The sequence below is a fragment of the Constrictibacter sp. MBR-5 genome (assembly GCF_040549485.1).
In the GTDB taxonomy this organism is placed as follows: domain Bacteria; phylum Pseudomonadota; class Alphaproteobacteria; order JAJUGE01; family JAJUGE01; genus Constrictibacter.
Genome location: NZ_JBEPTK010000002.1, coordinates 608,391 through 633,889, shown reverse-complemented (window position 1 = coordinate 633,889; position 25,499 = coordinate 608,391). Strand labels below are relative to the sequence as shown.

The 25,499-nt window shown below is 68.4% G+C and carries 30 protein-coding genes; 4 read left to right on the top strand and 26 right to left on the bottom strand.

Features of this window, described 5'->3' with window-relative positions:
• The 12 genes from ABIE65_RS06995 to ABIE65_RS06940 all read right to left on the bottom strand — a co-directional run.
• A partial coding sequence (locus ABIE65_RS06995) for a hypothetical protein (protein WP_354076590.1) occupies nt 1-392 on the bottom strand: 392 nt, incomplete at its 3' end.
• A 9-nt stretch (nt 393-401) separates the two neighbouring features.
• Complete coding sequence (locus tag ABIE65_RS06990) at nt 402-2,018, bottom strand: terminase large subunit (RefSeq protein ID WP_354076589.1); 1,617 nt, start codon at nt 2,016-2,018, stop codon at nt 402-404.
• Nucleotides 1,987-2,412 carry a phage terminase small subunit P27 family gene (locus ABIE65_RS06985; protein ID WP_354076588.1) on the bottom strand — a complete coding sequence of 142 codons (426 nt, stop codon included), beginning with the start codon at nt 2,410-2,412 and terminating at the stop codon, nt 1,987-1,989. Before ABIE65_RS06985 ends, ABIE65_RS06990 begins: the two co-directional genes overlap by 32 nt.
• A gap of 241 nt (nt 2,413-2,653) precedes the next feature.
• Nucleotides 2,654-2,998 (bottom strand): HNH endonuclease signature motif containing protein, encoded by a 345-nt coding sequence (locus ABIE65_RS06980; RefSeq protein WP_354076587.1) that lies wholly within the window; start codon nt 2,996-2,998, stop codon nt 2,654-2,656.
• A gap of 203 nt (nt 2,999-3,201) precedes the next feature.
• A complete protein-coding gene (locus ABIE65_RS06975; RefSeq protein ID WP_354076585.1) occupies nt 3,202-3,591 on the bottom strand; it encodes a hypothetical protein in 390 nt (129 codons plus the stop codon).
• A gap of 27 nt (nt 3,592-3,618) precedes the next feature.
• Nucleotides 3,619-4,809 carry a phage major capsid protein gene (locus ABIE65_RS06970; RefSeq protein ID WP_354076583.1) on the bottom strand — a complete coding sequence of 397 codons (1,191 nt, stop codon included), beginning with the start codon at nt 4,807-4,809 and terminating at the stop codon, nt 3,619-3,621.
• A 2-nt stretch (nt 4,810-4,811) separates the two neighbouring features.
• Complete coding sequence (locus ABIE65_RS06965) at nt 4,812-5,354, bottom strand: HK97 family phage prohead protease (RefSeq protein WP_354076581.1); 543 nt, start codon at nt 5,352-5,354, stop codon at nt 4,812-4,814.
• Complete coding sequence (locus ABIE65_RS06960) at nt 5,344-6,594, bottom strand: phage portal protein (protein WP_354076580.1); 1,251 nt, start codon at nt 6,592-6,594, stop codon at nt 5,344-5,346. The genes ABIE65_RS06965 and ABIE65_RS06960 overlap by 11 nt, the downstream gene beginning before the upstream one ends.
• Nucleotides 6,595-6,666: 72 nt before the next feature.
• The gene (locus ABIE65_RS06955) at nt 6,667-6,951 is read right to left on the bottom strand and encodes a helix-turn-helix transcriptional regulator (RefSeq protein ID WP_354076578.1); all 285 of its coding nucleotides are present in this window, start codon (nt 6,949-6,951) and stop codon (nt 6,667-6,669) included.
• Entirely contained in the window at nt 6,948-7,109 is a 162-nt protein-coding gene (locus ABIE65_RS06950) for a hypothetical protein (protein ID WP_354076576.1), read from the bottom strand. Before ABIE65_RS06950 ends, ABIE65_RS06955 begins: the two co-directional genes overlap by 4 nt.
• A complete protein-coding gene (locus ABIE65_RS06945) occupies nt 7,106-8,293 on the bottom strand; it encodes a hypothetical protein (protein ID WP_354076574.1) in 1,188 nt (395 codons plus the stop codon). The genes ABIE65_RS06950 and ABIE65_RS06945 overlap by 4 nt, the downstream gene beginning before the upstream one ends.
• Nucleotides 8,290-8,658 (bottom strand): hypothetical protein, encoded by a 369-nt coding sequence (locus ABIE65_RS06940; RefSeq protein WP_354076573.1) that lies wholly within the window; start codon nt 8,656-8,658, stop codon nt 8,290-8,292. The genes ABIE65_RS06945 and ABIE65_RS06940 overlap by 4 nt, the downstream gene beginning before the upstream one ends.
• Nucleotides 8,659-9,047: 389 nt before the next feature.
• Here ABIE65_RS06940 and ABIE65_RS06935 point away from each other — a divergent pair, with 389 nt between their 5' ends.
• Nucleotides 9,048-10,118 carry a S1C family serine protease gene (locus ABIE65_RS06935; RefSeq protein WP_354076571.1) on the top strand — a complete coding sequence of 357 codons (1,071 nt, stop codon included), beginning with the start codon at nt 9,048-9,050 and terminating at the stop codon, nt 10,116-10,118.
• Between the two features lie 10 nt (nt 10,119-10,128).
• Here ABIE65_RS06935 and ABIE65_RS06930 read toward each other — a convergent pair whose 3' ends face one another.
• The 8 genes from ABIE65_RS06930 to ABIE65_RS06895 form a co-directional block, all read right to left on the bottom strand.
• The gene (locus ABIE65_RS06930; protein WP_354076570.1) at nt 10,129-10,704 is read right to left on the bottom strand and encodes a hypothetical protein; all 576 of its coding nucleotides are present in this window, start codon (nt 10,702-10,704) and stop codon (nt 10,129-10,131) included.
• 126 nt (nt 10,705-10,830) lie between these two features.
• Nucleotides 10,831-12,654 carry a translational GTPase TypA gene (gene typA, locus ABIE65_RS06925; RefSeq protein WP_354076569.1) on the bottom strand — a complete coding sequence of 608 codons (1,824 nt, stop codon included), beginning with the start codon at nt 12,652-12,654 and terminating at the stop codon, nt 10,831-10,833.
• Nucleotides 12,655-12,751: 97 nt separating this feature from the next.
• Nucleotides 12,752-13,597: a DUF4743 domain-containing protein gene (locus ABIE65_RS06920; protein ID WP_354076568.1), complete on the bottom strand. Its 846-nt coding sequence runs from the start codon at nt 13,595-13,597 to the stop codon at nt 12,752-12,754.
• Nucleotides 13,594-13,890, bottom strand: coding sequence for an ACT-like domain-containing protein (locus ABIE65_RS06915; protein ID WP_354076567.1), 297 nt, complete (start codon nt 13,888-13,890; stop codon nt 13,594-13,596). Before ABIE65_RS06915 ends, ABIE65_RS06920 begins: the two co-directional genes overlap by 4 nt.
• A 168-nt stretch (nt 13,891-14,058) precedes the next feature.
• On the bottom strand, nt 14,059-15,111 hold the full coding sequence (locus tag ABIE65_RS06910; protein ID WP_354076566.1) for an ABC transporter ATP-binding protein: 1,053 nt from the start codon (nt 15,109-15,111) through the stop codon (nt 14,059-14,061).
• A 29-nt stretch (nt 15,112-15,140) separates the two neighbouring features.
• Nucleotides 15,141-16,139: a cysteine synthase A gene (locus ABIE65_RS06905; RefSeq protein WP_354076565.1), complete on the bottom strand. Its 999-nt coding sequence runs from the start codon at nt 16,137-16,139 to the stop codon at nt 15,141-15,143.
• Between the two features lie 70 nt (nt 16,140-16,209).
• On the bottom strand, nt 16,210-17,508 hold the full coding sequence (gene purB / locus ABIE65_RS06900; RefSeq protein ID WP_354076563.1) for an adenylosuccinate lyase: 1,299 nt from the start codon (nt 17,506-17,508) through the stop codon (nt 16,210-16,212).
• 89 nt (nt 17,509-17,597) lie between these two features.
• Nucleotides 17,598-18,338 (bottom strand): sulfite exporter TauE/SafE family protein, encoded by a 741-nt coding sequence (locus ABIE65_RS06895; protein ID WP_354076561.1) that lies wholly within the window; start codon nt 18,336-18,338, stop codon nt 17,598-17,600.
• A 96-nt stretch (nt 18,339-18,434) separates the two neighbouring features.
• Here ABIE65_RS06895 and ABIE65_RS06890 point away from each other — a divergent pair, with 96 nt between their 5' ends.
• Nucleotides 18,435-19,340, top strand: a complete 906-nt coding sequence (locus tag ABIE65_RS06890) for a LysR family transcriptional regulator (RefSeq protein WP_354076560.1) — start codon at nt 18,435-18,437, stop codon at nt 19,338-19,340.
• Here the strand turns inward: ABIE65_RS06890 and ABIE65_RS06885 are convergent.
• Nucleotides 19,330-19,653, bottom strand: coding sequence for an NIPSNAP family protein (locus ABIE65_RS06885; protein ID WP_354076559.1), 324 nt, complete (start codon nt 19,651-19,653; stop codon nt 19,330-19,332). The genes ABIE65_RS06890 and ABIE65_RS06885 overlap by 11 nt on opposite strands.
• 31 nt (nt 19,654-19,684) lie before the next feature.
• Nucleotides 19,685-20,275, bottom strand: coding sequence for a TetR/AcrR family transcriptional regulator (locus ABIE65_RS06880; protein ID WP_354076558.1), 591 nt, complete (start codon nt 20,273-20,275; stop codon nt 19,685-19,687).
• Nucleotides 20,276-20,317: 42 nt separating this feature from the next.
• On the opposite strand from ABIE65_RS06880, the gene ABIE65_RS06875 reads away from it, so the two are divergent.
• A complete protein-coding gene (locus tag ABIE65_RS06875) occupies nt 20,318-21,520 on the top strand; it encodes an MFS transporter (RefSeq protein ID WP_354076557.1) in 1,203 nt (400 codons plus the stop codon).
• A 63-nt stretch (nt 21,521-21,583) separates the two neighbouring features.
• On the opposite strand, the gene ABIE65_RS06870 is transcribed toward ABIE65_RS06875, so the two are convergent.
• Nucleotides 21,584-22,264, bottom strand: a complete 681-nt coding sequence (locus tag ABIE65_RS06870) for a hypothetical protein (RefSeq protein ID WP_354076555.1) — start codon at nt 22,262-22,264, stop codon at nt 21,584-21,586.
• A 56-nt stretch (nt 22,265-22,320) separates the two neighbouring features.
• Nucleotides 22,321-23,421 carry a DUF2336 domain-containing protein gene (locus ABIE65_RS06865; protein ID WP_354076553.1) on the bottom strand — a complete coding sequence of 367 codons (1,101 nt, stop codon included), beginning with the start codon at nt 23,419-23,421 and terminating at the stop codon, nt 22,321-22,323.
• 147 nt (nt 23,422-23,568) lie between these two features.
• On the opposite strand from ABIE65_RS06865, the gene mtgA reads away from it, so the two are divergent.
• Nucleotides 23,569-24,312 (top strand): monofunctional biosynthetic peptidoglycan transglycosylase, encoded by a 744-nt coding sequence (mtgA, locus tag ABIE65_RS06860; protein ID WP_354076552.1) that lies wholly within the window; start codon nt 23,569-23,571, stop codon nt 24,310-24,312.
• 4 nt (nt 24,313-24,316) lie between these two features.
• Here the strand turns inward: mtgA and ABIE65_RS06855 are convergent, their stop codons facing one another.
• Together ABIE65_RS06855 and ABIE65_RS06850 are read right to left on the bottom strand one after the other, a co-directional pair.
• Complete coding sequence (locus ABIE65_RS06855) at nt 24,317-24,985, bottom strand: class I SAM-dependent methyltransferase (protein WP_354076613.1); 669 nt, start codon at nt 24,983-24,985, stop codon at nt 24,317-24,319.
• Between the two features lie 233 nt (nt 24,986-25,218).
• A complete protein-coding gene (locus tag ABIE65_RS06850) occupies nt 25,219-25,497 on the bottom strand; it encodes a hypothetical protein (RefSeq protein ID WP_354076551.1) in 279 nt (92 codons plus the stop codon).
• Between the last annotated feature and the right edge of the window lie 2 nt (nt 25,498-25,499).

The following is a 25,499-nucleotide window of genomic DNA, read 5'->3' as shown; positions in this document are numbered from 1 at the left end:
CGCGACTTCTCCTCCTCGGCAATGAGTCCCTGGCGGAAGGCGCGGTCCAGAACGTCGGTCTGCTGCGTCAATCGCTGCTGCGCCCGATAGAGCGGGTCAGCCTGCGAACGCACCCGCTCCAGCGCGCGCTCGGCGCGGGTGTTGACTTCGACCATGCGAATGGTGGAGTCGGAAAGTGGATCTGCCGCGGCCCGGAGCTTGTCGAGCATCTGGGCATCCGTGAGCGCGGCGCGCCCCATGCCGTCCATCGCGGCGCCGGCACTGTCGGCCGCCGCCGCTGCGCGGGCCGCGCTGTCCGCTACGCCGTCCACCGCATTGTCGAACGCCTCGGCGCCGGCCTGCGCACCTCGAGCGTCGATCGTGAGGTCGAGAATTTCGACGGCCTGGTTCATGCCCTTCTCCTACACCAGCAGGAAGCCGTCGGGGCGGCCGGTCGCGTAGACCGACGGCGCCGTCTCGGCCGATATGATCCGCCCCACGCCCATCGCCGCGGCCACCGCCCCGTCGATCCGCCCGTGCGAGCGCTCCTTCGTGAATTTCTCGTTCTCCGCCGCATCCTTGTCGGCGACGACGTTGCCGAAGCACATGCGCAGGATGGGGTTGTCCCCGTGCCGGAAGACGCCCTTCAGGATGGCGCGCTTCAGTTCCTTGACCGGGGCCGCCATCGAGGCGAACCCCTGTCCGAATTGCGTCACGTCGAAGCCTTCCTCCTGAAGTCGGACGTTGACCGCCGTCGAGTTCCAGCGGTCGATCGCCACCTCCTCGACGCGATATCGCATGCCCCAGGCGACCACCTGGTCGACGATGGCGCCGTGGTCGACGACGTTGCCGGGCGTGACGGTGAGGAAGCCTTCCTCCTGCCAGCGGAGGTAGTCCGCCCTGTCCTTTTCCGCCTTCGCGGCGAGCCCGGCCTCGGGCAGGAAGAACTGCGCCACGACGTCATAGGATCGATCCTCGTCCTCGCCATCCGGGAAGACGGCGACGGCGGCGGTCAGATCCTCGACGCTCGACAGGTCGACGCCGACGTAGCAGGAGCGCCCGACCAGATCGTCGAGGGCGGTCCGCTCGTCGGCGACATCGTAAAGCTCCAGCGCCAGCCAAGGGTTCGCCGCGCCGGCCTGCCACTGGTTGAGATGGAAGCGCCGGAAGTCCGCCACCTCGGCCGGGAAGTGCTCGATCCGCCGGGCCTTGGTGCGCAGCTCGTCGAGCGAGCAGAAGCCGGCCTCGATCGCCGGATTCGCCGCGCGCCATGCGCTCTCGTCGCGCCAGTCGGCCGTCGGGTCGGCGGCGAAGATGATGGGCGCGAACGTCGGGTCGAGGATCTCGCCGCGGGCGACTCCCAGGCTGTACGCCCAGAGGTCATGCGCGAGGCCGCCGGTCCCCTCGCCGGCCGTCGAGATGATCACGGTCAACGGTTCGTCGCGCTTCACCATCGAGTCGGAGACGACGGCGAAAAGCTTCCTCGCTTCCACCGGGCTCCAGGCGTGCACCTCGTCGGCGAGGAAGAACGAGCAGTTCAAGCCATGCTTCGAATAGGCCTCGCTGCTGATCGCCTTCAGCACGCTCGCCGAGCGCGGATGGTGCATGGTTTTTCGGCTCTCCTGCGGCCGGACACGGGCCAGGAGGACGTCGTCCTGCTTCACCATCTGCCACGCGCAATTGAACGCGATGCCGGCGTTCTCACGATCCGCCGCGCCCATGATTATTTGCCCGCCCGGCTCGTTCTGCGGCCCCATGAAGTGCGCCAGCCCCAGGCCGGCGGCGAGCGTCGTCTTGGCGTTGCCGCGCGGTATCCAGACGCACGCGATGCGGACCAGCCGGCCACCATCGCCGCGGGTCGGGCCGTAGATGCGCCGGACGATCGCTTCCTGGAAGTCCTGCACGGGAAAGCGCTGCCCAGCGGCGCGGCCCTCCCATAGCTGCAGCCGGCGGATGAAGGCGGTCACCTTCCCGGCGCGGCCGGTCGGGTCAGGGTAGAGGCGCGGATCAGGCGAGAAGACTGGGATCCCAGGCGTCATCGTCCCCTCCCTTCTCGTCGGGTTTCGGGGTGCCGGCGCCGCGCACGCCGCGCCGGTGCGGGCCAAGCCCAAGCTCCGCCGCGTAGAGGCGCACCTCGCGCGCCGCGGCCAGGATCATCTTGGCGGCTTGGTTCGGCTTTCCCTCGGCGCCCTCGGTCATGATGCCGTCGGCGGCCAGACGCTCGTGGTAGCTGCGCAACATGCCGTAGGCGGTGCAGTAGGTTTCCAGCACGCCGAGCGTGTCGACGCCGAGCAGCCGGCGGCGATACAGGTCCGGGGCCTGCCGGCGCCACTCCGCCTTGGCATACGGCGACAACCACCGCGGCGGAGCCGGACAACGTGCCAGGGCCGCCTCGTCGGACGGCGGTTGCGGGGCCGCTTTCCTGCCCTTCATCGGTCACGGGGCCGCCCCGAAGGCGCCGTCCGACCCGGAACACCCAATTCCCAGGTGGGTGCGCGCAGCGAAACCCGGCGGTCCGCCCCCTTACCCTGCCGAACCTCGGACCGCCCCCCTCCCCCTCGGGGCGCCTGCACGCTCGTGCCGTCGCTCGGCGGGCGGCCGGTGGCCTCGCCGGTGCCGTGCCACCCGCTGAAGGCGATGTCCGCGGCGCGCACCACCGTGGCCCGGAGCGCCCTCACGCCAGCAGCCGGCGACCGAAGCCGCCGTCCTCTCGCGCCGTCTTCGCGTTGTGGTGCGGGGTGCACATGGGCTGCCAGTTGTTCTGATCCCAGAAGAGGCGGGCGTCGCCGCGGTGCGGCACCCGGTGGTCGACGGCCACCGCCGGGCAGCCGCAGCCGGCGACGATGCAGACGGGGTTCGCCGCCAGGTACTCGGCGCGGGCGCGCTCCCATCGTCCATCGTAGCCTCGGGCTCGGGCGTTCGGCCGGGCGGCATCGGCCGCACCCTTGCACACAGGGCAACGCCGGCCGGTGAACGGCGGGTGTCCGCGAGGGCAGTGCTTCGGCGGTGCCATCGGCATTGTCGTCTCCAATGCGGGGCCGCCCCTTCCGGCTGTCGGGCCGGTCGGGGCGGTGTTGCCGGCCACGCTTGGTGAGAGCCAAGCTGCCGACCGTCGGGGTTATGTTGGGCGCCGCCACTCGCCGACTGACGCGGCCCCGGCTGAACTCAAGGCCGGGTGATGCCCGATGCCACCCACGTCGCTCGCGGGCACGGTTGCTCCGGTCAGGCGACCGGGCGTTCGTGAGCATGGCCCTTCACGACCACGGCGCCGGCCGCGATCGAAGTGCCGCTGTTCTTCGTGAGGACGGTCCGGATGTACCGCTTGGTCCCGGTGTAGCCGACCTTGTAGACCGTGCTCGCCGCCAGAGCGGCGGGCAGGGTGCCGATCAGGTCGGCGGCGGCCACCGTGTCGAAGTCCTCCGACGTCGTGGTGTCCGACTCCTCGATCGTCGCCGTGAAGTTGCCGGACGAGGCGATGGCGCCGGTGTTGATGATGACCATGGCGGACTCGAAGCCGATCAGGTCGATTGCGGCCGACGTGTCGGTCGCCGAGAGAACCTGCGGCACCACCGCGGCCACGACGCCGACGTTGTGCGAAAGGTCACGCTGCATGTTCGTTACTCCTCAGGTTCCGGCCGATCAGGACGTGGCGCAGCGGATTTTGCGCAGGGCCGCCGGGCGGACGACGGCACCGCCGACACGGCGACGGGCGTGGAAGCGGACGAGCCCCTTCGTCGCGACGCTATACGGGTCGCGGAGGATGCTCATGTTGACGCGGTCGTAGATCCGGTACCCGGTGTTGAAGTCGCCGAACAGGATCGGTTCCGCTGCGCTGCCCACGTCGGCCATGTCGACGGCCTCGATCACGGGGCGGCCCAGGATCGTCGCCGGCTGGCCCTCGCTTAGCCCAGCCCGCCAGATGTAATTCCCCTCGCCGTCCTTCAGCTTCCGGATTGCGGCCAGGGTCGTCCCGTTGACCATCCAGGCGCCGCGATTCCGGTAGAAGGGCTGCACCGAATAGAACACGTCGATGAGGAGGTCGGTGGGCGTGCTGCCCAGCGTCGAGGCGTTCCCGGTGGGCGTGTACGGCACATTCGTGTCGACCATCAGGCCGACGGGCTTCTTAAAGCCGTTGCCCTCGATGAAGGCCTCGCCCTCCAACCGGCCGAACTCCTCGGCGAGGTCGCTGGCGACTTCCGCTTCGACGTTGACCGCAGAGTCCTCCAGGAGGCGGAGGGAGACGTCCACGTAGCACGCCATCTCGTGCACGGGAATTTCCACCTGCCCGTAGGTGCTGCCGGTCTCCGGCCGGTCCTCGGTCTCGTCGACCCAGTGGGCGGTCGGGCGGCCGGTGCGCTTCGGCAGGATCACACTGCCGTTCGCCGTGGCGCCGACGCGGGCCGCCATGCGGACCGGCGAATACTCGACGATGTCCTTCAGAACCTCGGTCGTGAACTCGGCCGGCGCGAGATAGCCGCCCTTCGTGTCGTCGCCGACGATCAGCGAGCGGGCCTCCTCGGGGGGCAGTCCCTCGCGGCCGTGGCGCAGGAAGCCGGTGAAGGCGCGACGCTGCAGCGCGACCGCCTCGTCGGTCTGCGTCTGCGTGGGGCTGCCGGGCCGCTGGGTGCGGACGTCGATCGCGTCGAGGCGTTCGGTGATGCCGCGAAGCTCGCGGGTCATGCGCTCGTCGGCGGCCGTGCGGCTGGTCTCGACCGCGGTGCGCAGCTCCTCGACGGCGGCGACCGCCGCGGCGATGGGATCGGCGTCACCTTCGTTGCGGGTCTCGATCGGCAGCGCCGACCGGGTTTCGTAGGGGCGGTGCATGTTCATGGTCAGCGGCTCCGAATGCAGATTGCGGCGCGGCGGGCCGCTTGAATGAATGCCGCGGCGCCGGTCGGGACGGCCGCCCCTCTCACGTCGGTTATGCGGGCGTTCGACCGGCCGGGCAGCGTCACGATCGAGATTTCGACCAGCTCAATGTCGGTCAGGACGCGGCCACCACCGGGGCCACGCTCGGATGCGCGAGCGCGGAAGCCGATCGACAGGCCGTTGACGGCGCCGGCCTTCAGGAGGGCCAGGGTCTCGGCACCGCGGGCGGTCTCGGTGACCAGCTTCCCCGTCGCCTTCAGGCCGCGGGCGTCCTCTACAAGTTCCGTCCAAACGCCGATCGGCGAGCCCGGATCATGGTTCCAGAACATCGAGGGGCCGCCGGTGGCCTTGCGCTGCGCCAGCGTCTTGCGGAAGGCGCCGGGCTTGATGGTGTCGCCGTAGCTGTCCGGCTCGCCGAAGCGGCTGGCATAGCCGGTGAACGTGCCGGCCTCGGCGCCGTCGAAGCGCAGTTCCGGAACCGCGGCGGTCGAGATCTCAAGCCGCATCGCGCGGGTCTCCTTGCTGGTTCGCCGGAGCCGGCGGCGGCTCGTCGGCCTGCCCCGCCTGAAGGATCAGGTCGTCGGCGCCGGGCACGGGCGGGCGGTTGTCGAGGGCTCGGATTTCGTTGCGCGTCAGCCAGGCGCCGCCACCGGCCTGCCGGTATGCGGTGAAGCGGGCCGCGATGTCGCCGCGGAGCATGTCGTCGAAGACGGGCTCGATGAAGTGGCTGCGCCGCTCGTCGGGCGTCAGGAGGATGCGCTCCAGCCCTGCCTGCCATATCTCGGCCCACGGCATCAGCGTGGTCGTGACGAACTGCCGCGCCAGCTCCTCGACGTTGCGCCAGACGGCGCGGTCGAAATCGCCCACCAGTGTCAGGGGCACGCGGAGGACGCGCGCGATCTCCTGCACGGCGAAGCGCCGCAGCTCGAGGAACTGAAGATCGACCGACGAGAACGCGATCTGCGCGAAGTCCATGCCATCCTCAAGGATCATGGTCTTCCCGCTCGCGGCGGCGCCCTTGTACCGCTCGTCGAACTGCGCCCGGAGCCGCGCCAGAACGCCCTCGTCGCGGAGCGTCTTCGGGTGCTTCAGCACGCCACCGGGCCGGGCGCCGTTCGCGAAGAGGGCGCCCTGGTGGCGGGCCATGACGATTTCGAGGCCGATCGCCTCGCGGGCGTGGTGCGTCAGGTTGACGAGGCGGCCGTCGGTCGAGCCGGGCGTCGGCAGGTAGAGGATGTCGCGCCAGTCCCGCTTGCGCTCGACGCCGTTCTCCCTGGTCGTGAAGGCGGGCTCCGCTCCGGTCGTGTCGCGCGTCGTGGTGCGAGGGTCGAGGCGGTGGATCTCTTTCGGCACGCCACCGGCGCGGATGACGAGGCCGTAGGCGGCACCATGCAGGAGCGCATCCATCTGCATTGCGGCCTTCGTCTCGGCGCCACCGCTCCAGGGGCACCAGTCGCCCGCGAGCAGTGCGGCGGCCGGGTGTTCGGTGTCCCGCTCCTTCGCGCCGTTCGTTCCGCGGCGGTAGAGGTGATACGGAAGCATGCCCATCGGCTCGGAGATGGCGCGGCAGCCGGCCAGCATCGTCGGGCTGCCCAGCGCGGTCTCGGCGGTCACCGCGACTCCCGCGGCCGTCGGCGTGGCGCCGAACAGCGCGACCATCTCAGGCGTCGGGTTTTTGAGCGACCACGCGGAGCGGCGCTCCAGTCCGAAGAAATTGAGTACGCGCTCGGCGAGCCTTGCTTCCATGCGATGTATAAAGCGTGGTAAGGGCGGCCTCCGACAAGGGATATGGCCGCTCTTTACTGCCCGACGACGAACTTAATTTTGCCGCTCTTTGCTCGTCGTTTCGCGAGTGTGCTGTTCTTCTCGCACGATGCGGCCGTCTATCCACTGGTCGAGGTCGGTGCGCCTGTAGAAGACGGTCCGGCCGAACCGCTCGACCGGCGGACCGCCGCCGACGGACGCAAGCCTCGCCAGGGTTGCGGGGGCGATCGGAATGCCGTGCACGATCTCGGCGTACTCGGCGGCCTCGGTCCTGCGCAGGCGCACCTTGCGCAGGCGGATCGGCAGTTCGGCCGGGAACGGGCGGTCGTCAGTCGTCATTCGTCGCGCTCCTGGTCGCGGTCTACGGGTTCGGGGGTGGCATGCTGCGGAAGCTCCGCTGCGTCGGCCGGCGGGTCGCGCCGGGGCCGGATAGGCGCCTGCCACTCGCGCCAGCGCTTCGGCAGGGGCGTCGCGGCTCGCCAGCGGGTGCGGGTCATGCCCGCGCGTCCGGCAGCATCGGGACGGCCTTGAGGCTGGAATAAATCGCGATCAGCAGCGCGATGCCGCTCAGTTCGCCAGCATCGGATACCGCGGCTATGACTGCCTCCGTGCCCCAGAAGTCCACCAAGGCGGAGACGTGACCGGCGGCCCCTGGAAGGTCGAGATCCGACCCTTGAGTGATCCGCCGCGCCAGATCCGGCAGAGGACATGGCGCCGGCGCCTCTCGCTGTCCCGTCCATTCGCCGTGCCATTCCGGATCCCAGCCTTCCGGCGGCGGGTAGTCGCGAATGCGGCCCTTCGCATCGGTCCAGGTCTTCAGCCCCGCATCTGCGAGCGAGGCCCGCAGATCGTCGTCGGTGAGATGGTCAGCCCGGACCTTCACGGCGGTGGCGTCGATCCGGTCGCGCGAGAGCGGGTCGATCATCGCCTGCGCCTCACGCCTCGACTTGCCGAGCCGCTTCTGCAGGGCGCCGATCAGGATCTCGCGGTTCGCGTCGTGGTTCCGATCGGCGGTCTCTTGGGCATCGCCCATGCCGTCGTCGTCGTCGTCACTCTTGCGGGTCGCACTGCCCTTGAACGGCAGAATTTGGGCTGAAGGCTTAGCAGCGTCAGCAGCAGCGCGCGGCGCAGCCGCGGCCTGAAGGTCTGACGCTATAGAACGGTCTGATAGGTAAAGGTCTGATTCTACCACCCCAGGGGTGACACGGCTCCGCACCCCTGGGGTGACATGGGCGCTGTCACCCCAGGGGTGACATGGGGCGGAGGTCTCCGGGGCGTTTTCCCTTGTCACCCCTGGGGTGACACGGAAGGGCGCCTTCGGGTCGGGCTTCTTCCTCGGTGGGAGGGCCTTTCCTTCGACCACCTCGCCTTCGTAGTGGATTACGTAAGCGTTCGTGAGGTAGCGGCCCGGCGTCGTGCTATGCGACTGGCGGCCCCTGTTGATCGGCGTGATGTAGCCGAGCGCCGCGAGGTCCGCGACGGCTCCGACCACCTTCTGGCGCGGCCGGTTCGTCATCGTGGCGATGCGCTGGTGCGTGATCACGGCCTGCGCCGTGCTCGGGTCCACTGCTCGGCAGATCGCCGTCAGGACGGCGTGGTGCAGCGCCGTCAGGTTTCGGTCGCCGGCCGTGCGCGACGGTATCGCCGCGAAGTTGGTGAGCATGCTGGTGGGCTTCGTCATGCCAGCCCGCTCCAGCCGCAATCGACGGCCACCTCGTAGAGCTTCGCCTTCTGCTTCTCGGTCAGCTCGCGTCCGGCAGCGCGGAGGCGCCGGAGCGATGCCACGAAGTGCTGGGACCATTCATCAACGATGACGGCGTCCCGGAGATAGGCCAGGGCATCGTCGGTGGGATCGCGCTGCGGCTCGGCGGCGGGCTCAGGTGCCACCGCGAGGATCAATTGCTCCCAGGTGAGGCCGGCGGCCAGGAGGATTGCCGTGGCGGCCCGGGCAGCGCTCGCACGCTCGCCGTCGTGGTCGCTGCCCAGGAGGCCGCAGATCTTCGCCAAGCGCTGGCGGTCGGCCGGGGCAAGTAGCTCGCCGCTCATGGCTGGCCCCGATGGCGTTGCCGAGAGCGCCGGCCCTTGGTATTCTTCGGCGCGTTGTAGTTCTGCATGCGCGCTGTCTTTGAAGTCGCCGCCGGGGACCAGCCGGCGGCGCTTCGCTTTCCAGGGGGCAGCATCGAGAGCGGGTTAGACAGTCCCGCGAATATCCGTTTGGAATCAGTGCCGGCATATTGGCCGGTTAGACTTGGTAAGTGCTTGTCCGGGTGCGTTTTCGACGGTCCCGGTGGGATCACCACCGCGCGCATGTCGCGCCTCACCATCGACAACATGTTCGGCCTCGCAACATCGTATGGGCACGCGCCTGTGCGGTTGCCTCACTCCGTGCGCTCGATCTAGATTTGTGCATCCCTGATTGCAGTCGGATGCACGTCATGCCCTGGAAGCTCGTACCGCCGCTTCTCGCCGGACTCCTGCTGCTGAGCGCATGCAGCACGACCGTTGAGGTGATCGGCCGAGTGGACCCAGGGAGCGAACTCTACTATGGCACAGCGACGGCCGAAGGAACCGACGGCGGAAAAATCGAGATGGCGACTGCCGACGGGAAGCGTTGCATCGGCGAGTACAGCTTGCACCGCCCCATACGAATCGGTTTGTTACCAACGACACCCTCCGGCGGGCTGGCACACCTATTCTGTAACGACGGGCGCACGGCAGGGCTGCGCTTTACTTCGCTGAGCATCAACTCGGGCTACGGCTATGGCCGCGCCAGCGACGGAAGCGCAGTCCGGTTCTCATTTGGGCTCTCGGAAGCCGAGGCAGCACCACATCTCGGTTCGGTGACCGCGGACCGCGCGAAGGCCAAGCGCAGCAGCGGCAAAGGCACCGGGTTCTTCGTCGGCTCAGCCGGCGAGATCCTTACGAACGAACACGTTGCGGGCAACTGTGCTTCGATCACCGTGCGGCTCGCGGACGGTACAGAGCATCCTGCGCGCACGCTCGCCAACGATGCTACCAACGACCTGTCACTGCTGAAGTTGGATATCGATTCACCAGCAGTGCTCACCTTCGATGCAGCGCCAGCACCCCGCCTCGGCGACACGGTCATTACCTTTGGCTTCCCTCTCCCGGGCACATTGCCTGATTCCGGGAATCTTACCGCGGGAAGCATCACCTCGTTCTCCGGCATGAAGAACGACAGCCGTTTGGTTCAAATCAGTACACCGGTTCAGCCCGGCAACAGCGGCGGCCCACTTGTCGATGATCGCGGTGTTCTCATCGGTGTCATTCGGACAAAACTCAACGCCCTGTATGTCGCCTCGACGACGGGCGACATCCCGCAAAACGCGAACTTCGCTGTGAAGGAAGTCTTCGCCCGCACCTTCATGCTCGCGAACGGCATTTCACCGACCCTAGCAAAGCCGACCACACCGAAACGCACCGTGGCCGAGATCGGCGAGTCCCTGAGAGTGGCGGTCGGGCAGGTCATTTGCCACGGCGATTGACCGCACTCTGCTACTCGGTCCGAGGGTTGGTGCGCCGCTGATCCTGCCGCATGCGGTCGATCAGGCGGCGGCAGTCGCCCGCGTCGTCGGTCATCACCCTGCCGCGACCAGGAACGTCGCAGGCGTACTTCTGCGGCTTGCGTTCCTGCTTGCGTTCATCCTCTGCACGGCGCACCAGACGGCGGCAGTCGTCCGCATCGTCCGTCCACACGCGGCCGCGGCCCGGCACGTCGCACGCCACCTTCTTCGGCTTGCGCTCCTCTTCCATCCGCCGGACCAGACGGCGGCAATCATCGGCGTCGTCGGTCCAAACGCGCTCACGTCCGGGCACATCGCACGAATATTTCCGATTGCTGCGCTCCGCCTCCAACTTCTTGATCAGGCGGCGGCAGTCGCCCGCATCTTCCGTCCACACGCGGTCCCGCCCGGGAATGTCGCAGGAGTAGCCGCGCCCCTGCGGCGGCCGATAGTCGCTACCGCGGGAATATCCGCCACCGCGATAGCCGCCGTCGTCATAGCCGGAATCGTCGGTGACGCAGCCGCCCAAGAGCAGAATGCAGAAGGCAACGACGATGTGTCTGAGCATGCGGACGGTTCCTCGGGAAGACATTGTTGTTGATCTTGGGGAGCGAGCACCGAACGCACGACCGGCCACCGGCTCTACGAGCCGATGGCCGGTCCACGAGTCAGACGCGCCGGGGACGACGCGGCGTCACCCCTCGGCGGCGCGGCGCGACTGGCGCTTGCGTTCGTTGGAGTCGAGGTAGCGCTTGCGCAGGCGCACCGCTTCGGGCGTCACCTCGCAGAGTTCGTCCTCGCCGATATAGGAGATGGCGCGCTCCAGCGTCATGCGGACCGGCGTGGTCAGCAGGATCGCGTCGTCCTTGCCGGCGGCCCGGATGTTGGTGAGCTGCTTGCCCTTCAGCGGGTTCACCTCCAGGTCGTTGCCGCGGGTGTGCTCGCCGATCACCATGCCCGTGTAGATCTTCTCGCCGGGGCCGATGAAGAGGATGCCGCGCTCCTCGATGTTCCAGAGCGCGTAGGCGACCGACTTGCCCTGCTCCGTCGAGATCAGGGCGCCGGTGCGGCGGGCCGCGATGGTGCCCTTGTAGGGTGCCCAGCCGTGGAACAGGCGGTTCATCACGCCGGTGCCGCGCGTGTCCGTCAGGAATTCGCCGTGATAGCCGATCATGCCGCGCGACGGCACGTGCATGACGAGGCGCTGCTTGCCGCCGCCGGAGGGCCGCATCTCCTGCAGTTCGCCCTTGCGCAGGGACAGCTTCTCGACGACGACGCCGGAATACTCCTCGTCGACGTCGATCACGACCTCCTCGATCGGCTCCAGACGCTGGCCGGTCGCGGGATCGTTGCGGTAGAGCACGCGCGGACGGCTGACCGACAGCTCGTAGCCCTCGCGCCGCATGTTCTCGATCAGAACCGCCAGCTGGAGTTCGCCGCGGCCGGCGACCTCGAACGCGTCGTTGTCCTCGGTCTCGGTCACGCGGATCGCGACGTTGCCGTCCGCCTCGCGCATCAGCCGGTCGCGGATCATGCGGGAGGTGACCTTGTCGCCTTCCTGCCCGGCGAGCGGACTGTCGTTGACCGAGAAGGTCATTGCCAGCGTCGACGGATCGATCGGCTGCGCCTGGATCGGCGCGTCGACCTCCGGCACGCAGATCGTATCGGCGACGGTCGCCGTCGGCATGCCGGCGATCGCGATGATGTCCCCCGCTTGCGCCTCCTCGACCGGCACGCGCTCGATGCCGCGGAAGGAGAGCAGCTTGCTGATGCGGCCCTGCTCGATCACGCGGCCGTCCTGCCCGAGCGCCTTGACCGCCATGTTGGTCCGCACGGTGCCGGTCTCGATACGTCCCGTGAGCACGCGGCCGAGATAGGGATCCCGCTCCAGCGTGGTGACCAGCATGGTGAACGGGCCGTCGGCCTCGACCTTCGGCGCCGGCACGTGGCGCACGATCAGGTCGAACAGCGGCGCCATGTCCTCCTTCGGACCCTCCGGGCTCTCGGCGGCCCAGCCCTGGCGGGCGGAGGCGAACAGGGTCGGAAAGTCGAGCTGCTGGTCGTTCGCGTCGAGTGCCGCGAACAGGTCGAAGGTCTCGTCCTGGACCTCGAAGGCGCGCTCGTCGGCGCGGTCGACCTTGTTGATCAGCACGATCGGCCGCAGGCCGAGCTTCAGCGCCTTGCCGACCACGAACTTGGTCTGCGGCAGCGGGCCCTCGGATGCGTCGACCAGCACGACCACGCCGTCGACCATGCTGAGGATACGCTCGACCTCGCCGCCGAAGTCGGCATGGCCTGGCGTGTCGACGATGTTGATCCTCGTGTCCTTCCAGACGACCGAGGTGCACTTGGCGAGGATGGTGATACCGCGCTCGCGCTCGATGTCGTTGGAGTCCATGACGCGCTCGGCGACCTGCTGGTTCTCGCGGAACGAGCCGCTCTGCCGGAGCAGGCAGTCGACGAGCGTCGTCTTGCCGTGGTCGACGTGCGCGATGATGGCGACGTTGCGGATTTCCATGGGACTCCAGCACAAAAAGCGCGGCCGGAAGGATCGGCCGCGAACATGGCGGAGATGTAAGGCGGCGGCGCACGTCGCGCAAGCGCCGCGACGGGGCCTAGCGGTGAAGTCCGCGCACGATGGCGAGATAGTCCGGCCGCGACGGATCGAGAATGCCGTGGCGCACCAGGAAGTCTATGACGACAAGATTGCAGTTGAACTTGAAGTCCCGCGTCTCGGCGACGATTTCCGCGACCTGCTCGATCGGCCAGAGGTGGAACGACTCGATCTCGCCATCGGTATTGTGCGGCACGAAATCCCGCGGCAGTTCCAGGTCGTAGCAGAACTGGACGTCGGGCTTGTAGCCCTCGGCGGTTTGGTGACGGTAGGAGATCGCCCCGACCGCGACCGCCCGATCGGCCAGAGCACGCGGGATGGCGGCCTCCTCGGCGGCTTCCTTGGCGAGGTTGTCGCGTAGCGACAGGCCGATCGGCTGGCCGCCCGCCACGGTGTTGTCGAGCATCCCCGGGTAGGTGTGCTTGTCACGGGCCCGGCGGCCGATCCACATCAGGATACGCTCGCCGTCCCGGACGAAGCCGTTCAGGTGCACCCCGTAGGACGACGCGCCGAAGAAGGGCACCGCGGCGCGCTCCATCTGCAGCAGCGCTTCGGCGCCCCACGCGGTGGCGATCGGGTATGCCTCGTCCCGCCAGCCGCGGATCAGCCCCTCGTCCGCGAGCTGCCGCAGGACCGCATCCACGGCCGCCGTCCGGCTCCGGAAGTCGCCGAGTTCCTCGTGCAGTCGCACCGCATCGGCGTCGACCCGGAAGACGTCGGGGAAGTCGGCGAGCCGGTCGGCGAAGGCGTCGCCCACCTGCCCCACCTCGGTCGCCGCCACCAGGAACGGCCGAAAGCCGGCGGGCTGCCAGTTATTACACTCGGCTATGCGGTCGAGGAAGCTCATCCCGTGCGGGCGTCCGGCACTGTGCCCCGCTCGCTGGTCAGCACGCAGTCGACATAGGCCAGCTGCCGCATGCAGCGCGCCATGTAGCCGGCGAGCTCCGGCTCGAGCCCGCGCATCTGTATGTCGATGGTCAGGACATCGTCGGCCGGACCGCTCACGTCGCTGACGATGCGGGTCGGCACGAGGCCGCGCTTGACGAACAGTTCGAGCACCCGGGACATCACCGAGGGTTCGCTGCAGGCCTGGACGGAGAAACAGGTGGTCGGAAGGGATTCACGCGTGGACGCGGACATGGCGGGCACACTCCAGTGACCGATTGACGGGACGAACGACCAGTTCCCGGCCCCCCGAAGGGACCGGGTCGGTAATTCGCCGCGTGATCGGCATCTGGCGCGGATGCATGGCCATGACCGGACAATGATGTCGGGGCGCCGGCAGGTCAAGGCCCGTCGCGGCGTCGCTCATGCCGCCGCGACGGGCCGCTCCGGGATACGCCCCTCCTCCACGCCGTGGCAGGCGACGGCGCTGCCGCCGCGGTGCCGGGCGAGCTTCGGCTCCTCACTTCGGCAGCGGTCGTTGGCGAAGGGACAGCGGGGATTGAAGGAGCAGCCCGGCGGCGGCGCGATCGGGCTGGGCACTTCGCCGCCGACGGGCACGCGCGCCCTGCCCGTCATGTCCAGGTCGGGGATCGTGTCGAGCAGAAGGCGCGTGTAGGGGTGCCGCGGCGTGCCGAACAGCGTCCGTGAATCGGCGAGTTCGACGAGCTTGCCGAGATACATCACGCCGACCCGGTCCGAGATGTGCCGGACGACCGCGAGATTGTGGCTGATGAAGAGGTAGGTCAGGCCGAGCTCGCGCTGCAGGTCCTTCATCAGATTCAGGATCTGCGCCTGCACGGACACGTCGAGCGCCGAGGTCGGTTCGTCGCAGACCAGGAATTCCGGGCGGTTGGACAGCGCGCGCGCGATCGAGATCCGCTGGCGCTGGCCGCCGGAGAATTCGTGCGGGAACTTCTCGCCGTCGGCCGGGCCGAGCCCGACCTGGCGCAGCAGCGCCGCCACCTGGTCGCGCACCTCGCTGCCGCTGCGGGCGAGGCCGAACGCGCGGATCGGTTCGGCGACGATGTCGCGCACCCGCCAGCGCGGGTTCAGGCTGGCATAGGGGTCCTGGAAGATCATCTGCATGCGCCGACGATAGGGCCGCTGGGCGGCCCGGGTGCGCAGCGATGTGAGGTCCGTGCCCTCGAACAGGATCTGGCCGCGGTTCGGCTGGTAGAGGCCGACGATCAGCCGGGCGACCGTCGTCTTGCCGCAGCCGGATTCGCCGACGAGGCTCAGCGTTTCGCCGCGGCGGATGTCGAAGCTGACGCCGTCGACCGCCTTCAGGGAGAGACGCGGCGCACCGGCGATGGTTCGCGCGAGCCAGGGACCGGACACGTCGAAGTGGCGCGCCACGTCGCGCACCTCGAGCAGCGGTTCGGGCGGCCTGACGTCCACCCTCGGCGCGGCAGCCATCGGTGCGGCAGCTTGGGCCGCGCCCGCCGTCACAGCCAATCGGGAGCCGGGAGTTCCTTGCTCTTAAGGAACGCCGGATTCCAGAGCTTGCTCATATACCGCTGGCCCGAATCGCAGAGGATCGTGACGATGGTGTGCCCCGGCCCCATCTGCTTCGCCAGCCGCACCGCGCCGGCGACGTTGATCGCGCTGGAGCCGCCGAGGAGCAGGCCTTCGTGCTTCGCGAGATCGAACAGGATCGGCAACGCCTCGGCATCGGGGATCTGAAAGACATCGTCGACGGGAGCGTCCTTCAGATTGGCCGTGATCCGGCCGGTGCCGATGCCCTCGGTGATCGAGCTACCCTCGGACTTCAGCTCCCCGGTCTTGTAGTAGCTGTAGAGCGCGGCCCCCATCGGATCGGCGATGGCGATGGTGACGTCCTTGCTCCGTTCCTTCAGCGCCATCCCGACGCCGGCCAGCGTACCGCCGGTGCCGACGGCGCAGATGAAGCCGTCGATTTTGCCGTCGGTCTGCGCCCAGATTTCGGGGCCGGTGGTGTCGATATGCCCCTGCCGGTTGTCGACATTGTCGAACTGGTTCGCCCAGATCGCTCCGTTCGGTTCCTTCGCGGCGATCTCCTCCGCGAGGCGCTGGGAGATGTGGACGTAGTTGTTCGGGTCCTTGTACGGAACGGCGGGCACCTGGCGCAGGTCGGCGCCGCAGAGCCGCAGCATGTCCTTCTTCTCGTCGCTCTGCGTCTCGGGGATGACGATGACCGAGCGGTAGCCGAGCGCATTGCCGACGAGGGCGAGGCCGATGCCGGTATTGCCCGCGGTGCCTTCGACGATCACGCCGCCGGGCCGCAGCAGGCCCTTCGCCTCGGCATGGCGGACGATCGAGAGCGCCGCACGGTCCTTGACCGAGCCGCCGGGGTTGAGGAATTCGGCCTTGCCGAGGATCTCGCAGCCGGTCTGCTCGGAGAGCCTGCGCAGGCGAATGAGCGGCGTGTTGCCGATCGCGCCGATGAAACCGTCCCGGACGTCCATCCATCCGACCTTTCGGAACAAGGGATCCTGAGGGTAAGCGGCACGCCGCGGAGCGGCAAGCGCCGCGCCGTCAGGCGCTGCCGAAAACGCGGGCGAAGATCGTGTCGACGTGGCGGGTCTGCACAGCCGGGTCGAACGCGCGCTCCAGGTCCGCCTCCGACAGGCAGCGCATCACCTCCGCATCGCCCCGCAGCTTGTCGATGAACCGGCCGCCCTCGTGCCAGACCTTCATGGCGCAGGCCTGGACGACGCGATAGGCGTCCTCGCGGCCCATTCCCGACTGGGTCAGGGCGAGCAGCACGTGCTGAGAGAAGACGACGCCGCCGAGTGCGTCGAGATTGCGCTGCATCATCTCGGGATAGACGACCAGCTTGTCGACGAGGCCGACGAGCCGGTTCAGCGCGAAGTCCAGGGCGATCGTCGCGTCCGGGCCGATCACGCGCTCGACCGAAGAGTGCGAGATGTCGCGCTCGTGCCAGAGGGCGACGTTCTCCTGCGCCGGGACCACCATGCCGCGGACGAGGCGTGCGAGCCCGGTCAGGTTCTCGCTGAGCACGGGATTGCGCTTGTGCGGCATCGCCGAGGAGCCCTTCTGGCCCGGCGAGAAATACTCCTCCGCCTCGCGCACCTCGGTACGCTGGAGGTGACGGACCTCGACGGCCAGCCGTTCGACGGAACTGGCGATCACGCCCAGGACCGAGAAGAACATGGCGTGCCGGTCGCGCGGGATGACCTGGGTCGAGACGGGTTCGACCGTCAGGCCCATCTTCTCCGCCACGTGCCGCTCGACCGCCGGGTCGATGCTGGCGAACGTGCCGACGGGGCCGGAGATGGCGCAGGTGGCGATCTCGGCACGCGCGGCGGCGAGGCGCGCACGGTTCCGCGCGAATTCGGCGTAATGACCGGCGAGCTTCAGGCCAAAGGTGGTGGGTTCGGCATGGATGCCGTGGCTGCGGCCGATGCAGAGCGTGAACTTGTGCTCCTCGGCGCGCCGGCGCAGCGCGACCAGGAGCCGGTCGAGATCGTCGAGCAGGATGTCGGAGGCGCGCGCCAGCTGCACCGACAGGCAGGTGTCGAGCACGTCCGAAGAAGTCATGCCCTGATGCACGAACCGCGCCTCGGGGCCGACATGCTCGGAGACGCTGGTCAGGAAGGCGATGACGTCGTGCTTGGTCTCACGCTCGATCTCGTCGATGCGCGGGATGTCGAAGCCGCCGCGCTCCCACACCGCCTTCGCCGCTTCCTTGGGGATCACCCCGAGTTCGGCCTGGGCGTCGCAGGCGTGCGCCTCGATCTCGAACCAGATGCGGAACCGCGTCTCCGGCTCCCAGATGGCTGCCATTTCCGGCCGGCTGTAGCGGGGGATCATCGGGAGGCCTCGCGGCTGAATCGTGGCGGGTCGAGCGGCGCGCACCATACGGACGGGGTGGGTGCCCGGCAAGCGCGGCGCCATCCCTGCTAGAACGCGAGATGGAGGCCGAGAGCGAAGAGCGCAACGAAGAAGCATCGACGGAAGGTCCGCGCCGCGATCCGATACCGGAGCCACTGTCCCATCGCCATGCCGGCGAGGGCCGGAAACAGGGCCAGCGTCGAGCCGAACGCCCGCGTGGCGTCAAACTCGCCGCTCTGCGCCAGACCGCCCGCAAGGGCCAATGTGGAAACGGTGAAGGACAGGCCGAGCGCCTGGACCAGGTCATCCCGGTCGAGCTCGAGCGCCTGGAGATAGGGCACCGAGGGGACTGCGAGGATGCCCGTGGCGCCGGCGACGAGCCCCGTCGCCGCCCCGGCGATCGGCGACAACAGTGGCTCCAGCCGTGCCGGAATGCCGACCCGCACCTCCGTCAGTCCGACGACGGCATAAAGCGCGAGAGCGATGCCCAGGGCCGTGCCGGCGATGCCCGGACCGTCTGCCAGAAGGCTTCCCGCGGCGATCCAGGTCGCCGCTCCGCTGGCCAGCATCATCGGCCAGAGCCGGCGAAGCAGACGGGCACGCGAGCCCCTAGGCCCCGCCACGAACTGCCACAGGTTGGTTACGGCGGACGGCACGATCAGCAGCGCGGCCGCGTGAACAGGCGGCATCGCCAGCGCCAGCAGCGCCATCGCCACGGTGGGCAACCCAAGGCCGACTACGCCCTTGACGAAGCCTGCGAGAATGAAGGTCGCCACGACGACCGCGAAGACGGTGTTTATATCAAGCATCGGTAATGCTTGAGGCGGATCGACGCCAGCCTCAATCTGGATCTTCGGCAAGCGTGCTTCGGAAAAAGCGAAGCCACGCCCCCTTGGAGAATCGGTATGCGTTTCGATCCGACCGACCTCCGGCTGTTTCTGAACGTCGCGGAGGCGGGCAGCATCACGGCCGGTGCCGAACGGTCCGGGCTGGCGCTCGCGTCTGCGAGTGCACGGATCCGTGGCATGGAGGAGATGCTCGGCATATCACTGTTCGAACGTGGAGCACGTGGCGTCGACCCGACGCCCGCCGGACGCGCCTTGCAGCATCACGCCATCCTGCTGCTCGGGCAGATGGAGCACATGCGCGGCGACCTCCGCGCCTATGCGCGCGGTCTCAAGGGACATGTGCGGCTGCTCGCGAACACGTCGGCGGTCAGCGAATCGCTGCCAGAGCCGCTGGCTCGCTTCCTGGCGGCGCGCCCGGAACTGGACATCGACCTGGAGGTACGACCCAGCCACGCGATCGTCGAAGCGGTCGCGGGAGGTCAGGCGGACGTCGGAATCGCGGCTGACACGACAGACATAGGCGGGCTCGAAACCTATCCGTTCGCGCGGGATCGCCTCGTCCTGGCGGTCCCGGCCTCGCACGCCCTGGCCGGCTCGCGCGCGGTCGCGTTCCGGACGGTGCTCGACGAGCCCTTCGTCGGGCTCGATGCGCGCAGCGTGCTCCAGGCACATGTGGCGCGCTACGCCGCGGCGGAGGGAAAGCCTCTGCGGATGCGGGTGCGCCTCGACAGCTTCGACGCTGTCTGTCGCATGGCAGAGGCCGGCGTCGGTCTCGCGATCCTGCCGCGAACCGCAGCGATGCGCTGCCGGCGAACGATGGCGATCGCCATCGTTCCGCTGAGCGACGCCTGGACGACGCGGCGCCTTCTGATCTGTGTCCGACGCCTGGACGCCCTGCCCGGCCCTGCACGCGACCTCGTGGCCCACCTGCGGTCGGACAGGGCGGCCGGGCTCAGCGCTTGATCGGCGCGAAGCTGGTCGGGACCATCAGCTTGTTGTTCTGCTCGATCAGGGCGCCGAGCTTGGCGCTCTCCTGGGTGTAGGCCACCCAGTCCGGATCGGCCGCCATGGCGGCACGCTTCTTCTCCCGGTCGGCGGCGTTCTCGTAGACCCAGATGTGGACATACTGGTTCACGTCGCCCGTCTCGGTCGTGAGGTAGGCTAGCGGCTGTCCCAGATGCCGGCTCTGCGGGCCGAAGCCCATTTTCTCGTAGAGTTCGAGATGCTTGCGGATCGTGCCCGGGCGGCACGTATAGGTTCGAACGTCGAGCAGCATGGCCCCCTCCTGGAGTTATTGCCGGCGCAGCTTATGAGCCGCGGGGCTCCGTGGGAAGCAGTCCGGCCGCACCGAGCAACGTCCGGGCGGCCGCCTCCGCCTCCGCCGCGGGCTCGGGCGTGCCCCTGACCAGCGCCGCAACGATGGCGCCGTCCACGAGCAGCATCAGCTGCCCCGCCAGCGCGTCCGGATCTCGTGCCCCAGCCCTGGCAAGGAGAGCCGAAAACCATGCGCGACGTCCGGCCTTGAACGACCGTGCGACAGCGACCGCCGGCTGGTTCTCCGTGCCGACTTCGGTGACCGCGTTGACGAAGGGGCACCCGCGGAAACGGTCGGTGCCGAACCAGGCGCGCAGTTCGCCGAACCGGCCCAGGATCGCCGCTATGGCGGCATCGGGCGTGAGATCGGGCGCATCCGGAACCGTCGCGGCCCAACGGGCGAGAAACGCCGCGATCAGAGCGTCCTTCGAGGGGTAGTGATAGTAGAGCGTCCGCTTGGTGACCCCGGCCGCAGCCGCCACGGCGTCGACCCCCACCGCGCGGATTCCCTGCGCATAGAACAGCCGCGTCGCGGCCTTGAGAATCCGCTCGGGAGTGTCTTGCCTGCTCATCGCGTCGGCCATAAAGTATCCCTACCGGTCGGTATACATGATGAGAGCATGTCTATGATCAAGAGAAACAGCGCCCTCGCATTGGCGGGGGCAGCCGTCGTGCTGACCCTCTGCATGGGCATGCGTCAGAGCTTCGGCCTGTTCCAGGCGCCCGTCCTGGCGGACCTGCCGGTAACGGCCGCCGGGTTCGGCTTCGCGATCGCTCTGCAGAGCCTGGTCTGGGGGTTGGCGCAGCCGCCGCTCGGCATGCTCGCCGATCGCTACGGCGCCCGGCCGGTGGTGGTCGGCGGCGCGTTGGTCTATGCGCTCGGGCTGCTGATGATGATGACCGCCGGCGGAACCTGGGGCCTCGTGTTCGGCGCCGGCGTGCTGGTGGGTACGGGCGTGGCCGCGACGGCCTTCGGCATCCTGATGGGCGCCGTCGCCGCTCACGTGCCGCCGGCGCGCCGCAGCGAAGCCTTGGGTGCGGTTGCGGCCCTCGGCTCGTTCGGGACGATGCTGATCGCACCGCTGTCCCAGATCGTGATCGAGGCGGTGGACTGGCAGATGGCAATCCTCTGCATGGCCGGCTTGGCGCTGGCGATGCTGCCGTTCGCTTGGATGCTGGGGCCGAAGCCCGCCCTTACCGGTGCCGATACGGCCGGAACGCGCCAGTCCCTGCGCGACGCCATGGCGGAGGCGATGAACCATCGCGGCTTCCTCCTGCTGACGCTGGGTTTCTTTGCGTGCGGCTTCCAACTGGTGTTCATCGTGACCCACCTGCCCACCTTCCTGTCGACCTGCGGGATATCGCCGATGGTGGCGGCCCAGTCTCTTGGACTGGTCGGCCTGTGCAACGTCGTCGGAACCTACACGTTCGGCTGGCTCGGCGGCCGCTACAGCAAGAAGAACCTGCTGGCGGGCCTTTACTTCGCCCGCACGGTCGCGATCCTGGTGTATCTGGCGCTGCCGATCACCGCGACCTCCACCTTGGTCTTCGCCGGGACGATGGGCTTCCTGTGGCTCGGCACCGCCCCGCTGACCAGCGCGCTGGTGGCTCAGCTGTTCGGGCTGCGACACATGTCGATGCTCTACGGCTTCGTGTTCCTGAGCCATCAGGTCGGATCGTTCCTCGGCGCCTGGGTCGGCGGCCTCGTGTTCGATGCCACGGGCTCCTACGGTCTGCTCTGGGCGGCGATGATAGCGGTCGGCTTCACCGCGGCGCTCCTGAACGTCCTCATGGACGATCGGCCGGTTCCGCGGCTGGCGGCGGCCTGACCGCCGCGACGGCGGAACGCGGGGATCGATCGAGCGTGCAGACATGCAGCCCTCCCCATGCGCTCAACGCCGCTCGCCGGCCATCGCTCCGGCCGTGGGGCGCGGCGACACATGGCATTCCGACGCCCGCACCGACACATGGCCACTACGGATGTCCTCGCGCACCAGATCCTGATCATCGGGCGCATAATAGAGCGGCCGCCCGTCCCCGCCGTAGAGCCGGCAGAACACGGTCTCGCACCTCTGCCACGCGACGAGGCCAAGCTCCCGGGCCCGTCCTGCCTCAGCTGCGGGAATCCGAAGCTCGGTCCCATCGCCGTCGAAATAGCGGCAGTGCCTGAAGGGCACCGTGCCGGACGGGCCGCTCCGCTGCCGGTCGAGGCTCCCCGGCCATGCCGCATCCCGGTCCGACGCGGTGTTCCGCCCGGCGTCGTCGCGCTCGGGCGGGACGGCCGCGCCGACGTATCCCTCACCGCCGCAGCGCCGCTCGGCGAGCGGCTGCCATCCGCCGTCGATACAGCGATGGACGTAACCCGGCTCGCAGCCGAAGCATCCGGGACTCGATCGGGGAATGCAGATCTCGCTTCGGGGCGTCCGGAATGTGAGGTATCCGCTACCCCGTCCATCGATCGGACGGGCGCCGGTCTCTCCGGGAAGCAGGCATTCCTCTCCCGCCTGCGCCATGGCGGCCGAAGGTGCCGCCAGCAGGAGGAGAGCCGTGATTGCCAGTCGCGTGCGCCGCATTGGTCCTAATCCGTCGAGGGATCGGATCTTAGGCCGCAGCCGGCAGCGAGGAAAGCTCAGGGAAGCGCCGGGGGCGGCAACGCGGTGGCGTCGGGGATGAGCACGCGCCAGAGTTGCGCCAGCGCCTGCTCCAGGTCCGCCGCGTGGAGCCCCGGGTAGTGATCGAGGATGCGTTCGAGGATCAGGTCTTCCGCCCCCTCCTCCACGCCCTTCCGCACCGTGACCGTGGCGCGAAAGGCGGGGAGCAGAACGTCAGGCAGGCCCGCCCTGCGATAGATCGCCTGGAACCCCAGCGGCCCCTGGTCGTGGATGAGTATCCTTGCGCGATCGATCGGAAGCCCGGCGAGAACGGCGAAGCTCGCCTCGACGAAGGCGATGCTGCCGTCGCAGAGGCAGCGCAACAGCAGCAATGGCGGCAGCATGGCGCGCTCGGACAGGCTGCGTGCCAAGGCCTCCGTCTGCTCCTCCGGAACGTCGGCGATCATGCTGGAGAAGGCCCGGTCCCGGCCGTGCATCATCAGTTCTTCGAACAGGGCCGGCGGCAGGCGATGCCGCAACATCAGTCGCGCCCGCAGATCGTCCGCAGCGCATTCGACGAGACGTTGGGCGACGGTGATCGGCAGCGCCGGACGGTCGATCAGCAGGCGCTGGATCGCCGGATCATGCGAGAACTGCTCGACGACGCGGTGCATCGCGCCCTCGCCCAACTGCGCCCCGAGATTTCCGACCGTGGTTTTCACGACGGCTCTGTCGCAGGTCGCGATGAGCGCATGGCACACCGCCTCCGGTACGGAGCTGCGGCCGGCTATGGCGATCTGCTTGGCGACATTGCCGGCGTGGATGATGGCGATCAGATCCTCGTCGCGCAGCACTTCGGTGCAGCGGAGAACCGGCACGGCCACCGTGGCGATGTCGTGCGCGAAGGTGAGCGCGAGTTCGCGTGGCAGAAACGGGCAGGATTTCAGATGTTCGGCGAGCGCCTCGCGAACCGTCTGGATGGCGTCCTGGGCCAGCACCGCCACGATGTCGAGCGCGATCTGCCGTTCGGCGTCGCTCAAGCGGCCAGACGACAGTTCGGCGGCAACGATCGATGCCGTCTCGGTCCGCGACCGTGCCGACAAATCCGCGAGGAGCCGTTCGACGCGGTCCTTTGTCACCTTAGAGCCTTCTGTTCGACGAACACCGGCAGACGCTCAAATCTTCGTTGCGCCTTGCGTCGGCCCCTGGCCGCTATCTAGCTTCGCCTGCAAATGTCAAAAGATCGTCAACGGGCCGGATCCCGGCCGCACCATCCCCCGTCGCGCATGAAGACGCCGTCCGCAAAGGCGCGGGCGGCCAAGGCGGCGCCCGCGAGCGGCCGCCTGCGGGCATGGCGCGCACCGCTGCGCCGCTGGCTCGGCATCGCCGCGCTCGTGGCATTGCTCGGCCCGCCGGCGACGATCCTGATCTACCGAATCGTCCCGCCACCGTTCACCCCGCTGATGATCATCCGCCTCGTCGAGGGCGAGGGCATCGATCACGACTGGGTGCCGATGGAGCGGATCGCGCCGGACCTGCGCGCCGCCGTCATCGCCGCCGAGGACAACCGCTTCTGCGAACACGCCGGCTTCGACTGGGGGGCACTGCGCGACGCCTACGACGACTACCGCAGCGGGGATTCGTTCCGCGGCGCCAGCACGATCAGCATGCAAACGGCAAAGAACGTCTTCCTCTGGCCGGGCCGCACGATGGTCCGGAAGGCGGTCGAGGCCTGGTTCACGATGCTGATCGAACTGCAATGGCCGAAGCGGCGGGTCCTGGAGGTCTATCTGAACGTCGCGGAATGGGGGCACGGCATCTATGGCGCGGAGGCGGCGGCGCAGGCGCATTTCGGCAAGGCTGCAGCCGACCTGACGCGGCGCGAGGCATCGCTGCTGGCGGCAGTGCTGCCCAACCCGCGCCGCTGGTCGGCCGGCAAACCGACCGGCTACATCTCCCGGCGGGCGAACGTCATCTCCACCCGGATCGGGCAGCTCGGGCCGCTGCTCGACTGCGCCGGCGGCCAATGAACGGTCAGACCTTGCGCCACGCGCTGATCCGGAAGAGCGGAAACACGGGCAGCAACAGCGGGTGATACAGGCCCATCACCTTCCGGAAGCCGCCGGCACGCAGCAAGGCCTCGACTTCGGCGGCGGAGTGGTAGTGATCCACGGGCTTCTGCTTGCGGAAGATCAGGCGGAGGACCCGGTAGCAGGCGTTCTCGGTGGGGAGCGACGTGAACAGGACCCCATCGTCGGCAATCCAGCGGCGAATACGGGCAATCGGCTCTCGCGGATCGACGAAATGTTCGAGCACATCGGCCGCCGTGACCGCATCGAACGTCCCCGGCGCGAAGTCGTGGTCGAATATGTTGGCGCCCACCAGGTCGACATTGCGGATGCCGAGCTTACGGACGAGATCGCGGGCCTCGTCGGTATTCTGGTCGATCAGCGTCACGCGGTTGAATCCGGTCGACAGGCTCGCCGCGAACACCCCGCTTCCGCCGCCGAAATCCAGGCAGCGTCGCGTCGCGGGCTTCATCCACCGGATCAGCGCCGTGAGCAGGCGCAGCCGCAGCCAGAAGAAGTCGCGGAGAAGCCGCTGCTCCGAACAGTAGACGTCGAGCGAGATATCCTGGTTCTGGACGGCCGAGATCTCCTTGAGGAGCGACACGGGTGGCTGCACATAACGCATGGCGATCATCGGCACACTCCCTTACAGGATGCCGACGATCCTTGCGCGACGAGGTAAATCCGCGGTTAACGGCGGCTGAAGGATCCATCCAGTCGCAGCATCGTTTGCAAACGAACGCCGGCGTGCTAGGAGCCGCTGTGACGGGCGGGGTGTAGCGCAGGCTGGTAGCGCGTCTGCTTTGGGAGCAGTGGCGCGGTTCGTTGCAAGCCCGCGGGAATCCTCGGTTCTACCGCATCCCCAATTTACGCTTTGGGGATTTCCTGGCCAGATTGCACCGGCCACGCCTCCCACGGCGATCCGCTGTCTCCCCTGATCCCCAGACGCACCGACCCGCCTCGATGGCCGGCCGGGCAGCGCATGCGGCGGGCAAACTCGGACCTCGGCATGTCGCCGAAGCGGACGAGCATGGCGGCGCGGTCGATTTGAGCGGAGTGTCGGCAGCGGCGGCCGTCGGGCATTATGTGTTCGCAGTAGCCGATCAGGTCGAATTCGGGATTGCTGGACAGGAACGGCTCGGACATGG

Bases quoted from the DNA above. Each gene is read 5' to 3' on its own strand.
- ABIE65_RS06855 (WP_354076613.1), bottom strand. From the start codon at position 24,985: ATGATCGCCATGCGTTATGTGCAGCCACCCGTGTCGCTCCTCAAGGAG.
- ABIE65_RS06905 (WP_354076565.1), bottom strand. From the start codon at position 16,139: ATGGACGTCCGGGACGGTTTCATCGGCGCGATCGGCAACACGCCGCTC.
- ABIE65_RS06970 (WP_354076583.1), bottom strand. From the start codon at position 4,809: ATGAACATGCACCGCCCCTACGAAACCCGGTCGGCGCTGCCGATCGAG.
- ABIE65_RS06920 (WP_354076568.1), bottom strand. From the start codon at position 13,597: ATGAGCTTCCTCGACCGCATAGCCGAGTGTAATAACTGGCAGCCCGCC.
- ABIE65_RS06940 (WP_354076573.1), bottom strand. From the start codon at position 8,658: ATGAGCGGCGAGCTACTTGCCCCGGCCGACCGCCAGCGCTTGGCGAAG.
- mtgA (WP_354076552.1), top strand. From the start codon at position 23,569: ATGAAGACGCCGTCCGCAAAGGCGCGGGCGGCCAAGGCGGCGCCCGCG.
- ABIE65_RS06870 (WP_354076555.1), bottom strand. From the start codon at position 22,264: ATGCGGCGCACGCGACTGGCAATCACGGCTCTCCTCCTGCTGGCGGCA.
- purB (WP_354076563.1), bottom strand. From the start codon at position 17,508: ATGATCCCCCGCTACAGCCGGCCGGAAATGGCAGCCATCTGGGAGCCG.
- ABIE65_RS06950 (WP_354076576.1), bottom strand. From the start codon at position 7,109: ATGACCCGCACCCGCTGGCGAGCCGCGACGCCCCTGCCGAAGCGCTGG.
- ABIE65_RS06895 (WP_354076561.1), bottom strand. From the start codon at position 18,338: ATGCTTGATATAAACACCGTCTTCGCGGTCGTCGTGGCGACCTTCATT.
- ABIE65_RS06965 (WP_354076581.1), bottom strand. From the start codon at position 5,354: ATGCGGCTTGAGATCTCGACCGCCGCGGTTCCGGAACTGCGCTTCGAC.
- ABIE65_RS06930 (WP_354076570.1), bottom strand. From the start codon at position 10,704: ATGCTCAGACACATCGTCGTTGCCTTCTGCATTCTGCTCTTGGGCGGC.
- ABIE65_RS06990 (WP_354076589.1), bottom strand. From the start codon at position 2,018: ATGACGCCTGGGATCCCAGTCTTCTCGCCTGATCCGCGCCTCTACCCT.
- ABIE65_RS06955 (WP_354076578.1), bottom strand. From the start codon at position 6,951: ATGACGACTGACGACCGCCCGTTCCCGGCCGAACTGCCGATCCGCCTG.
- ABIE65_RS06885 (WP_354076559.1), bottom strand. From the start codon at position 19,653: ATGCTGCTCGACGTTCGAACCTATACGTGCCGCCCGGGCACGATCCGC.
- ABIE65_RS06890 (WP_354076560.1), top strand. From the start codon at position 18,435: ATGCGTTTCGATCCGACCGACCTCCGGCTGTTTCTGAACGTCGCGGAG.
- ABIE65_RS06960 (WP_354076580.1), bottom strand. From the start codon at position 6,594: ATGGAAGCAAGGCTCGCCGAGCGCGTACTCAATTTCTTCGGACTGGAG.
- ABIE65_RS06850 (WP_354076551.1), bottom strand. From the start codon at position 25,497: ATGTCCGAGCCGTTCCTGTCCAGCAATCCCGAATTCGACCTGATCGGC.
- ABIE65_RS06910 (WP_354076566.1), bottom strand. From the start codon at position 15,111: ATGGCTGCCGCGCCGAGGGTGGACGTCAGGCCGCCCGAACCGCTGCTC.
- ABIE65_RS06880 (WP_354076558.1), bottom strand. From the start codon at position 20,275: ATGGCCGACGCGATGAGCAGGCAAGACACTCCCGAGCGGATTCTCAAG.
- ABIE65_RS06975 (WP_354076585.1), bottom strand. From the start codon at position 3,591: ATGCAGCGTGACCTTTCGCACAACGTCGGCGTCGTGGCCGCGGTGGTG.
- ABIE65_RS06980 (WP_354076587.1), bottom strand. From the start codon at position 2,998: ATGCCGATGGCACCGCCGAAGCACTGCCCTCGCGGACACCCGCCGTTC.
- typA (WP_354076569.1), bottom strand. From the start codon at position 12,654: ATGGAAATCCGCAACGTCGCCATCATCGCGCACGTCGACCACGGCAAG.
- ABIE65_RS06915 (WP_354076567.1), bottom strand. From the start codon at position 13,890: ATGTCCGCGTCCACGCGTGAATCCCTTCCGACCACCTGTTTCTCCGTC.
- ABIE65_RS06875 (WP_354076557.1), top strand. From the start codon at position 20,318: ATGATCAAGAGAAACAGCGCCCTCGCATTGGCGGGGGCAGCCGTCGTG.
- ABIE65_RS06935 (WP_354076571.1), top strand. From the start codon at position 9,048: ATGCCCTGGAAGCTCGTACCGCCGCTTCTCGCCGGACTCCTGCTGCTG.
- ABIE65_RS06985 (WP_354076588.1), bottom strand. From the start codon at position 2,412: ATGAAGGGCAGGAAAGCGGCCCCGCAACCGCCGTCCGACGAGGCGGCC.
- ABIE65_RS06945 (WP_354076574.1), bottom strand. From the start codon at position 8,293: ATGACGAAGCCCACCAGCATGCTCACCAACTTCGCGGCGATACCGTCG.